The 9,279-nt window shown below is 71.7% G+C and carries 11 protein-coding genes; 5 read left to right on the forward strand and 6 right to left on the reverse strand.

Annotated elements, in window-relative coordinates; translation table 11 throughout:
- The first annotated feature begins 37 nt into the window (after positions 1 to 37).
- Genes Dsi01nite_RS51805 through Dsi01nite_RS51815 form a run of 3 tightly spaced genes read left to right on the forward strand, consistent with a single transcriptional unit; the run spans position 38 to position 3,359 of the window.
- On the forward strand, positions 38 to 823 hold the full coding sequence (locus tag Dsi01nite_RS51805; protein ID WP_203853909.1) for an enoyl-CoA hydratase/isomerase family protein: 786 nt from the start codon (positions 38 to 40) through the stop codon (positions 821 to 823).
- 46 nt (positions 824 to 869) lie between these two features.
- Entirely contained in the window at positions 870 to 2,126 is a 1,257-nt protein-coding gene (locus Dsi01nite_RS51810; RefSeq protein WP_203853910.1) for a DUF1800 domain-containing protein, read from the forward strand.
- Between the two features lie 9 nt (positions 2,127 to 2,135).
- Complete coding sequence (locus tag Dsi01nite_RS51815) at positions 2,136 to 3,359, forward strand: DUF1501 domain-containing protein (RefSeq protein ID WP_203853911.1); 1,224 nt, start codon at positions 2,136 to 2,138, stop codon at positions 3,357 to 3,359.
- A 3-nt stretch (positions 3,360 to 3,362) separates the two neighbouring features.
- On the opposite strand, the gene Dsi01nite_RS58770 is transcribed toward Dsi01nite_RS51815, so the two are convergent.
- Genes Dsi01nite_RS58770 through Dsi01nite_RS51840 form a run of 5 tightly spaced genes read right to left on the reverse strand, consistent with a single transcriptional unit; the run spans position 3,363 to position 6,117 of the window.
- Positions 3,363 to 3,860, reverse strand: a complete 498-nt coding sequence (locus Dsi01nite_RS58770; RefSeq protein ID WP_203853912.1) for a hypothetical protein — start codon at positions 3,858 to 3,860, stop codon at positions 3,363 to 3,365.
- A gap of 25 nt (positions 3,861 to 3,885) precedes the next feature.
- Entirely contained in the window at positions 3,886 to 4,449 is a 564-nt protein-coding gene (locus Dsi01nite_RS51825) for a GrpB family protein (protein WP_203853913.1), read from the reverse strand.
- Positions 4,450 to 4,492: 43 nt separating this feature from the next.
- Positions 4,493 to 5,071 carry a DNA-3-methyladenine glycosylase I gene (locus tag Dsi01nite_RS51830; RefSeq protein ID WP_203853914.1) on the reverse strand — a complete coding sequence of 193 codons (579 nt, stop codon included), beginning with the start codon at positions 5,069 to 5,071 and terminating at the stop codon, positions 4,493 to 4,495.
- A gap of 21 nt (positions 5,072 to 5,092) precedes the next feature.
- Positions 5,093 to 5,581, reverse strand: coding sequence for an SRPBCC family protein (locus tag Dsi01nite_RS51835; protein ID WP_239137055.1), 489 nt, complete (start codon positions 5,579 to 5,581; stop codon positions 5,093 to 5,095).
- The gene (locus Dsi01nite_RS51840) at positions 5,578 to 6,117 is read right to left on the reverse strand and encodes a DivIVA domain-containing protein (protein ID WP_203853916.1); all 540 of its coding nucleotides are present in this window, start codon (positions 6,115 to 6,117) and stop codon (positions 5,578 to 5,580) included. Before Dsi01nite_RS51840 ends, Dsi01nite_RS51835 begins: the two co-directional genes overlap by 4 nt.
- Before the next feature lie 73 nt (positions 6,118 to 6,190).
- Between Dsi01nite_RS51840 and folP the strand changes: the two genes are divergently transcribed.
- Complete coding sequence (gene folP / locus Dsi01nite_RS51845) at positions 6,191 to 7,054, forward strand: dihydropteroate synthase (RefSeq protein ID WP_203853917.1); 864 nt, start codon at positions 6,191 to 6,193, stop codon at positions 7,052 to 7,054.
- Positions 7,055 to 7,125: 71 nt separating this feature from the next.
- On the opposite strand, the gene Dsi01nite_RS51850 is transcribed toward folP, so the two are convergent.
- Complete coding sequence (locus tag Dsi01nite_RS51850; protein ID WP_203853918.1) at positions 7,126 to 7,512, reverse strand: NADH-quinone oxidoreductase subunit A; 387 nt, start codon at positions 7,510 to 7,512, stop codon at positions 7,126 to 7,128.
- Positions 7,513 to 7,652: 140 nt separating this feature from the next.
- Here Dsi01nite_RS51850 and Dsi01nite_RS51855 point away from each other — a divergent pair, with 140 nt between their 5' ends.
- The gene (locus Dsi01nite_RS51855) at positions 7,653 to 9,038 is read left to right on the forward strand and encodes a COG1361 family protein (protein WP_203853919.1); all 1,386 of its coding nucleotides are present in this window, start codon (positions 7,653 to 7,655) and stop codon (positions 9,036 to 9,038) included.
- The last annotated feature ends 241 nt before the right edge of the window (positions 9,039 to 9,279 follow it).

The following is a 9,279-nucleotide window of genomic DNA, read 5'->3' on the forward strand; positions in this document are numbered from 1 at the left end:
GGCGAAGCAGCTGACCAGCACCGAGAAAGGGTGAAGCATGAACCTGCAGGTCGAGCGCAACGACGCGGTCGCCGTGGTGACCCTGAACCGTCCCGACGCCCTCAACGCCCTGGACACCGCGACGAAGGTCGCCCTGCGCGACACGCTGCGCGAGCTGGCGGACGACCCCAAGGTCAGGGCGGTCGTGCTGGCGGGGGCGGGCCGGGCGTTCTGCGTGGGTCAGGACCTCCGTGAACACGTCGCGTTGCTGGCGACGGACGACCCGGCGCCGCTGTCAACGGTCCGGGAGCACTACAACCCGGTCGCGGAGCTGATCGTGGGCATGCCGAAGCCGGTGATCGCCGCGGTGCGGGGCATGGCTGCGGGTGCCGGTGCGTCCCTGGCGCTGCTGGCGGACTTCCGGGTCGGCGGGCCGGGGACGAAGTTCCTGATGGCGTTCGCCAACGTGGGGCTGGCCGGTGACACCGGCGTGTCGTGGACGCTGCCGCGGCTGATCGGCCACGCGAAGGCGACGGAGCTGCTCATGCTGGCCGAGCCCGTCGACGCGGCCACCGCGGACCGGCTGGGCATGCTGTCCACGCTGGTCGAGGACGACGAGCAGGTGCTGCCCACCGCGCTGGCGCTCGCGGCCCGGCTGGCCGCCGGTCCCACCGTGGCGTACGCGCAGATCAAGCGCCAGCTCGCGACCGGCGGATCGGCCGGGCTGAGCGAGACCCTGGAGGTCGAGGCCGACGCGCAGGCGACCTGCGGCCGGACCACGGACCACCAGGCAGCGACGGCCGCCTTCGTGCAGAAACAGAAGCCGGTTTTCAACGGGGCCTGATCGCGGCCTTACCTGGCTCGTACACGCCGGTCCTACTGTTGGCCGCATGGCCGATCGGAAAGCCCTCGCACACCTGCTGCGCCGCGCGACCTTCGGACCGACCGCCGAGGAGGTCGACGCGGCGGAGCGGGCCGGTGCCGACGCGACCCTCGACGCCCTGCTGGACCCGGCCGCCGAGGACGCGGGCGCCGCTCGTACCCCCGTGCCCAAACTGCCGGTCATGCTCAACGACAAGACCGACCGGGCCGCGCAGATCCGCACCGTGGGCTACTGGTGGCTGGACCGGATGGTTCAGGCCGAGCACCAGCTGCACGAGAAGCTGACGTTCTTCTGGCACGGGCACTGGGCGACCTCGGCGGACAAGGTGAAGTCCGGTGCGCTGATGCTCGGCCAGCAGCAGACCCTCGCCCGCACCGGGCTCGGTGACTTCGGCACGATGGTGCGGGCGATGCTCCGCGACCCGGCGTTGATCATCTGGTTGGACGGGCAGCGCAACACCGTCAAGGCACCCAACGAGAACCTCGCCCGCGAGCTGATGGAGCTGTTCACCCTCGGCGTCGGGCACTACACGGAGCAGGACGTCCGCGAGGGCGCCAGGGCGCTGACCGGCTGGGTCATCGACACGACGACCGGCACGGCCAGCCTCAACGCGAAGCGGCACGACGACAAACCCAAGACCATTCTCGGCCGGACCGGCACCTTCGACGCGGACTCGTTCGCGGCGCTGCTGCTGGCGCAACCGGCCAGCCCGGAGTTCATCGCCCGACGGTTGTGGCTGCGGTACTGCGGCGACAACCCGATCCCCGAGCCGGCCCTGGCCGAGGCGAAGCGGCAGCCGACCACGGCGGCGATGCTGCGGGTGCTGCTGCTCGCCGACGGCCACGCTGAGCTGGTGAAGCAGCCGGTGGAGTGGCTCGCCGGCGCGTTGCGGCAGCTGGGGCTGCGCCCCGGTGACATGCCGGAGAACCAGCGCAAGCAGCTGCAGAGCGGGCTCAACCAGCTCGGTCAGGTGCCGCTGCGGCCGCCGAGCGTCGGCGGCTGGCCGGCCGGCGCCGCGTGGCTGACGACGTCGGCGACGCAGGCCCGGCTGAAAATGGCGCAGCTGCTGGCCGGCAAGGCGCCGCAGCCGGTCCTGGACCGCCTCGGCGCCGCGCCGCAGGCGCAGCGGGTCGACGCGCTCGCCCGGTTGCTCGTCGTCGACGCGTTCACCGACCGGACCCGCGCGGCGCTCACCCCGGCCGCCGGCGACCCGCGCAAACTCCTCGCCCTGGGTCTGGCGAGCCCCGAATACGCGATCCAGTAGGAGGCGCACATGGACACCGTGACCCGGCGCAAGTTTCTGATCACCAGCGGCGTCGTCGGCGGCGCCGCCCTGGCCGCCGGCAGCGCGTGGACGCTGCGCGACGTCTTCGACACCGCGACCTGGGACGACCGGCCCGGCGACGCGAAGACGCTGGTCCTGGTGACCCTGTACGGCGGCAACGACGGCCTCGCCAACGTCATCCCGTTCGCGGAGAAGGGCTACCGGGAGGCGCGCAACGAGCTCGCGTACAGCGCCGAAGAGGTCATCAAGCTCAACGACACGGTCGGGCTGAACCCCGGGCTGGCCGGCTTCAAGCGCATGTTCGACCAGAAGAAGCTCGCCGTCATCCGCGGCGTCGGCTACCCGAAGCCCGACCACAGCCATTTCCGGTCGATGGACATCTGGCAGACCGCGCAGCCGGACCGCCCCGGCAACACGGGCTGGCTGGGCCGCTGGCTGGACACGTTCGGCGGCGACCCCAGGCACGCGGTCTCCTTCGAGCCGGTCCTGCCGCCGCTGCTGGCCGGCGCGACGAGCGCGGGCGCGGCGGTGCCGGTGACGGGGCTCGCCCTGCCCAACGGGGTGCAGACCGCGACGCTGGAGAAGTTCGGCGCGACCTCCGCCGGTGAGCCGGCGCTGCAGGCGCGGGCCGCCCGTGCGTTCGCCGACCTGGTCAGCGTCGACACGCTGATCCACAGCGTGGACAGCGACACCGACGACGAGCCCGAGCAGGCCGGCGGGACCGGCACCGGCGGCCGTTCGGACCTGAAGGCCCAGCTGGACCTGGTCGCCCGCTGCGTGGAGGCGAACGTCGCGACCCGGGTGTTCTCCGTGTCGCTCGGCGGGTTCGACCTGCACGCCGAGGAGCGTGACTCGCAGGAGAGCCTGCTCAAGCGGCTCGACGAGGCATTGACCGGGTTCGCGGAGCGGATGGCGAAGACCGAGGCGGGCCGCAAGGTCGTCGTGGCCGTCTACTCCGAGTTCGGCCGGCGGGTCGCCGCGAACGGCTCCGACGGCACCGACCACGGCACGGCGTCGAACATGTTCCTGCTCGGCAGCCCCGTCAAGGGCGGCCTGTACGGCGAGCAGCCGAGCCTGTCGGACCTCGACAACGGCGACCTGAAGTTCACCACCGACTTCCGGTCCGTCTACGCGACGCTGCTCAAGGACGTCCTGGACGCCGACCCGCAGCAGGTCCTCGGCTACGACCGGGCGTTCCCCGGGCTGCTGTAGGGATCATTCCTCTTCGGGGTCCTGGTTGGCCTCGGCGCCGAGCACGAACGCCTGCATGGCGAGCTCGTCGCCGACGGGCCAGACGTACGCGGGCAGCTCGGCCGGGCCGAGGTCGCGGACGTAGGCCCAGAACTCACGGACCGCTTCGCCCGGCGACGCCGCCTCGATCGGCAGGTCGACGCTCACCAGCCAGGTCCGCTTGCCGGTCCGGGCGGTCCGGGCCGCGCTCGTGACCGCGGTGAACGCCGCCTCGTCGACGGGGTGCGACCCCGGGTCGAGGGCGGCGTCGAACGGCAGCGGCGCGTCGATCAGGTTGACGGTGTACCGCAGGCGCCCCTCCGCGTCGGCCCGGGCGACACCGAAGACGACCGGCGGGTCGAGCGCCGCGACGAGCAACGCCTCGTCACCGGCGGGCAGCTCGGCGTCCGGCACGAACTGCGAAGCGTAGAGACGCTCCTGCGAATACCGCTCCTCGGCAACGACCACCGCCCACTTCGCCATGACCCCATTGGATCATCCGGTGGTCTCAGCGCTGCTCGACGGTCCAGCCGGTCTGGTCGGCCCACTGCTCGGCGCGGTCCAGCATGTCGAAGATGAACTCGGTCTTCGCCCGCGTGTATCGCTCCCGGTCGTCCGCGAACCGGATCGCGAGGCGCCGTTTCACCTGCGCATATGCGTCGGCGGCGAGGTCGTGGTTGCGCAGGAAGTCCACGAAGAGCAGCTGGACCCGCTCGTGCGAGGAGCCGCGGGAGGTGACGTGGACGTGCCGGGTGCGTGGCGGCGCGGCGGGCCGGTAGAACGACCATGACGCGGCCGGGTCACGGTGCGCCAGGGCCAGCCCGGTCGACTCGATCGGGGCCCGGTATCCCTCCCGGTCGTGTTCGTCGGCGACGACGACGAGGATGTCGATGACGTTCTTCGCGGCGAGGCCGGGCACGGCCGTGGAGCCGATGTGCTCGATGCGCAACGCCACCGGGCCGAGCGCGTCGGCCAGCTCGTCGCGGTAGTAGGCGAACTTCGCCGGCCAGCCCTGGTCGTAGTCGACCAGGTCGAGGGGACCCCCGTAGTCGGCGGCGAACTCGGCGGTCATCCGTCCACACTCCCGTCGCACACCGGGTGATCGTCCGTCCGGATCATGGCCGGTCGAGCTGCACAAAACAAGAGGCGAGATGATCGTCCACCATGCCGGTGGCCTGCATGAGCGCGTAGGCGGTGGTCGGGCCGACGAACCGGAACCCGCGCTTCTTCAGGGCCTTGGCCAGGGCTTTGGACTCCTCGGTGACGGCCGGCACCTCGGCGAAACCGGCCGGCCGGGCCGCCCGCGGCGCCGGCGCGAACGACCACAGCAGCGCCGCGATCCCCTCGGGGACCTCGGCTGCGGCCCGGGCGTTGGCGATCGCGGCCTCGATCTTCGCCCGGTTGCGCACGATGCCGGCGTCGGCCATCAGCCGCTCGACGTCGGCCTCGCCGAACTCGGCGACCTTGGCGATGTCGAAGCCGGCGAACGCGGCGCGGAACGCGGGCCGTTTGCGCAGGATCGTGATCCACGACAGGCCGGACTGGAACGCCTCGAGGGTGAGCCGCTCGTAGAGCCCGTCGTCGTCGCGGACGGGCCGTCCCCACTCCGTGTCGTGATAGACCGCATAGTCCGGCGTGGAGCCGCCCCACGCGCATCTGGCGAGCCCGTCGTCACCGATGACCACATCAACCACGTCACGGAATGTACTGCAGCCCTACGACAGTTTCCCGGCCTCGACGAGCCGGGCGAAGCGTCGCAGGGCGCCGGTGAGGCTGACCTTGGAGCCGGGCCAGAGCACCGGCCAGGCGGCCTTCCCGGCGACCCCGGCCGGCAGGTGGAACCACTCGTGCCACACGACCTGGGTCCGGCTGGCGCCCAGCGGCGTGCAGCGCAGCACCCCGGGGCCGCGCAGCACCTTGCCGTGGTGCACGACCCGGACCTCGAACGGCGGGTCGACCTTGACCACGCGCATGAGGTCGCGCAGCGCGGCCGGCCCGACCCTGGTGACCGCCTCGATGGAGCTGCCTTCGCCGCCGTCGCCCGACAGCACCCGGACCGTGGTGAACGGGATCCAGTCGCTCTGCCGCGGCCAATCGATGAGCGCGGCGAAGACCCGCTCGGCGGGTGCCCGGACAATCACCGTCGCGGTCACCTCGCCGGTGCCTGGTTGGGTGACCGCGTCGTCGAACGACGGATCGGTCACTTCACGACCGGGGAAGGACTGCCCCACGTCTCGTCGCTGGGCAGTCCCCAACTGTTGGCCGTGCCGTCCTCCGGGGTCGCGGCGGCATCGGTGTCGGAGATGACGTCGGCGTCGGCGTCCGCCGCGGGGGCGGCCGGGGGCGTCTTCTCCAGGGTGACGTTCGAGCCGCCGGCGCCGGTGATCGCGGCCTCGCGGGCGTCGCGCAGCGCGTCGGCGTCCTCGCTGCGCCCGTCGCGCAGGGCCTTGACCTCGGCTTCGAGGACCTGGATCAGTTCCTCCTTGTATCCGATGTCGTAGCCGGCGCGCCGCAGCGCCGCGTCGACCTGCGCCATCCGGTAGCCCCGGAGGGTGGTGTCGAAGCGCACGTGCCCGACGTCGCCCTCGACCAGCGGCCGGGACGAGGGCAGCGGCACCGCGCGCCCGTCGGGCTCGTGACCTTCGATCCCCGGGTCATCGCCGGTGATCAACAAGGACACGCCGAACCCGATGGCCCCGACGACCACGGCGGCGATCAACACCAGGAGGAACTCAGCCATAGGGGGAATCGTGGCACGCTGACTGGGCGCGGGCGACCCCGGCACACCCATCTGAAGGAAAGACGGAGGATTCATGATGTTTCGGCTGGGCGGCCGGCAGTTCACCGACGGTGACTACGCGGTGATGGCGATCGTGAACCGGACCCCCGACTCGTTCTTCGACCGGGGCGCGACGTTCGCGGAGGACGCCGCGTTGCGGGCGGTCGAGGCGGCGGTCGGCGAGGGCGCGGACATCATCGACATCGGCGGGGTGAAGGCCGGCCCGGGCAGCACCGTGGACGCCGCGGAGGAGCTGCGCCGGACGCTGCCGACGGTCGTCAAGGTCCGGGAACGCTTCCCCGACGTGGTCATCTCCATCGACACGTGGCGGGCCGAGGTGGCCCGGGAGATCATCGCGGCCGGCGCGGACCTGATCAACGACACGTGGGCGGGCGCCGACCCGCAACTGGCCGTCGTGGCCGCGGAGACGGGCGCCGGACTGGTCTGCTCCCACGCGGGCGGCCTCACCCCACGGACCCGGCCGCACCGGGCCGCCTTCACGGATCCGGTGGAGGATGTCGTACGCACCGTGACGGACCTCGCCGAGCGGGCGGTGTCGCTGGGGGTGCGCCGGGACGGCATCCTCATCGATCCGGCGCACGACTTCGGGAAAAACACACGGCACTCCCTGGCGATCACCAACCGGCTCGGGGAGATGACGGCGACCGGCTGGCCCGTGCTGGTGGCGCTGTCGAACAAGGACTTCATCGGCGAGACCCTCGACCTGCCGGTCGGCGAGCGGCTGGAGGGCACCCTCGCGGCGACGGCCGTGTCGGCGTGGCTGGGCGCGCGGGTCTTCCGGGCGCACCAGGTGCGGGCGACCCGCCGGGTCCTGGACACGGTCGCGGCGATCCGCGGCGACCGCCAGCCTGCCGTCTCCCGCCGCGGGCTGGCCTAGCCCCGGCGACCGGTCAGGTCCAGCGCCGGCCCCGGCGACCGGTCACGTCCAGCGCCGGCTCCGGCGACCGGTCAGGTCCAGCGCAGGATGCGCTTGCGCCACGCGTACAGGATCCCGAGCCCGAGAACCGCGACGAAGATCGCCATCTCGACGACGGCGGCCGCACCGAACTCGGGCCGGTCGAAGATCACTGCCCAGGGGAAGAGAAACACGCTCTCCACCGCGAACAGCGCGTACAGGAATGCGTACACGTAGTAGCGGATCTGGGCCTGCGCCCAGTCGCCGCCCACTGGGTCAAGCCCACATTCGTAGGTGTCGAACTTGGCCGCCGTGGCCCCACTGTCAGCCGATCGGCGCGGCCCCAGCAGCCGAGCGGCCGTAAAGGCAGCGACGAAAACGCCCGCTCCGACCAGAAGGAGTAGGCCGAGCGTCGCATAACCACCCAGATATCCACTCACAGCACGCACCGTACTCGCATAAACACGTTCTCCGACATGCCGAAATCCTGGACTTGTCTAGATAATGAGCTTCCTTGCCTGACGGCAACCAAGCACCCCACCAGCCAGCAGATCGCCGCCGAGATACGAGGACACCCCCCATGGAAGCACCCGCGCGCCGACGCGCCCGGCTTCTTGCTGCCTTCGTCGTGCTGACCACGGTCTGCTCGCTGTCGTTCACGCTATCCCCCGCGGCGCACGCCGAGACGACGGAGCCGACGGAGTCCACGGAGCCGTCGCCACCACCGTCCTCGGAGCCGCCGGCCCCGACGACCGAGCCCCCGACGACCCAGCCGCCGGCGGCGACCACCGAGCCGCCGACGCAGGCGCCGAAGGTCCGCAAGCTCACCCTGGGCGCCAGCAACGTCGAGCTCGGCGGTGCGTACTGGCAGGGCGACGGCAAGGCCAAACTGGTCATCTCGGTGCAGAACAGCGGCGATGTCCGGGAGAAGGTCGCCGGGTCCTACACGTTCCCCGGCGGCGACCAGAACGTGACCGTGGCCGACTCGTACGGCACCGACGGCTGCAACCCCGACGGCGCGCTGGGCTTCACCTGCATGCTGCCGCCCGGTGGGCTCGGCTACCTGGTCGTCACCGTCGTGGTCGGGCCCGACGCGTGGAAGGTGACCGGCACCGGCACGGTCAAGGTCTCCACGCACCCGGACAACGCCGTGACGCGGTCGCGCAGCTTCGCCCTCACGTTCACGCCGCCGCCGGTGCCGGGCATCGAGCTGACCACCGACCGGCCGTCGCTGCCGGCGCAGCCCACCCCCGCCGTCGAGCAGACCACCCTCGCGGTCAAACTGCGCAACACCGGCAGCGCGAAGGCCGGCGGGGCGATCGAGGTGGTCACCCCGCCCGGCGTCGACGTGGTCTCCTTCCCGGCCGTCTGCAAGGTCAAGAAGAAGATCTCCGCCGAGCGGGACCGCTGTGAGCTCGGCGACGTCGCCGCCGGCAAGGACGTCGTGGCGAGCTTCGGGCTGAGCGTCAGCGCGGCCGCGCACGCGGAGTTGCCGCTGACCGGCGCGGTGCACGGCTACCTCACGCCCGCCGGCCTGGCCGCGATCGAGACCCGCACCGACTACACCATCATCGGGCCGCCGCCCGTCGGGGAGTCCGCGATGCCCACCGCGGCCCCGCCGTCGCCCGTCGCGGTGGTCGCCAGGACCGCCGACCCGGAACGGCCGGCCTCGGGCGGCCTGCTGACCAGCGAGCGGCTGTCCAGCCTGCCGTTCGTGGGCGGGATCATCGGCCTGGTCGCCCTGGTCGGCTTCCTGGTGGTGCTCTCGCTGCGCCGCCGCCTGCGCGACGAGGCCGAAGCGGCGGAGGTGGAGGCGGAGGAGCCGGTGACCGTACCGGCGCCGCGCAGAAGTGACGAAGATCTACCGCCGCTGCCCCAGCGCTCGCCGATCCCTCGCTCACTGACCCTGCCGAGGCTGCCCAGCGGCCCCGTGGCAGGGTCAGGGTTCCGCGAACCCGAGGAGTAACGGCAGGTTAGTGGGATTTGTGTGGTTTCACATCAGCCGCACAAATCCGGGATCCGACCCACACCGGCACCGGCGACGGCGGTGGGCGCGGACCTTCGACGTACCCTCTGGACGTACCCTCGGAATGTCAAGAAGGATCGGGCCGGCTCGACGACGTGGTCGCACCACCGCATCCGCCGTTCCGCCGGCTTTTATCAGGAGGTCAGCTCACGTGACCAAGCAGGTCCGCCAGCTGGATCGA

Source organism: Dactylosporangium siamense, assembly GCF_016862795.1.
Taxonomy (GTDB): Bacteria; Actinomycetota; Actinomycetes; order Mycobacteriales; family Micromonosporaceae; genus Dactylosporangium; species Dactylosporangium siamense.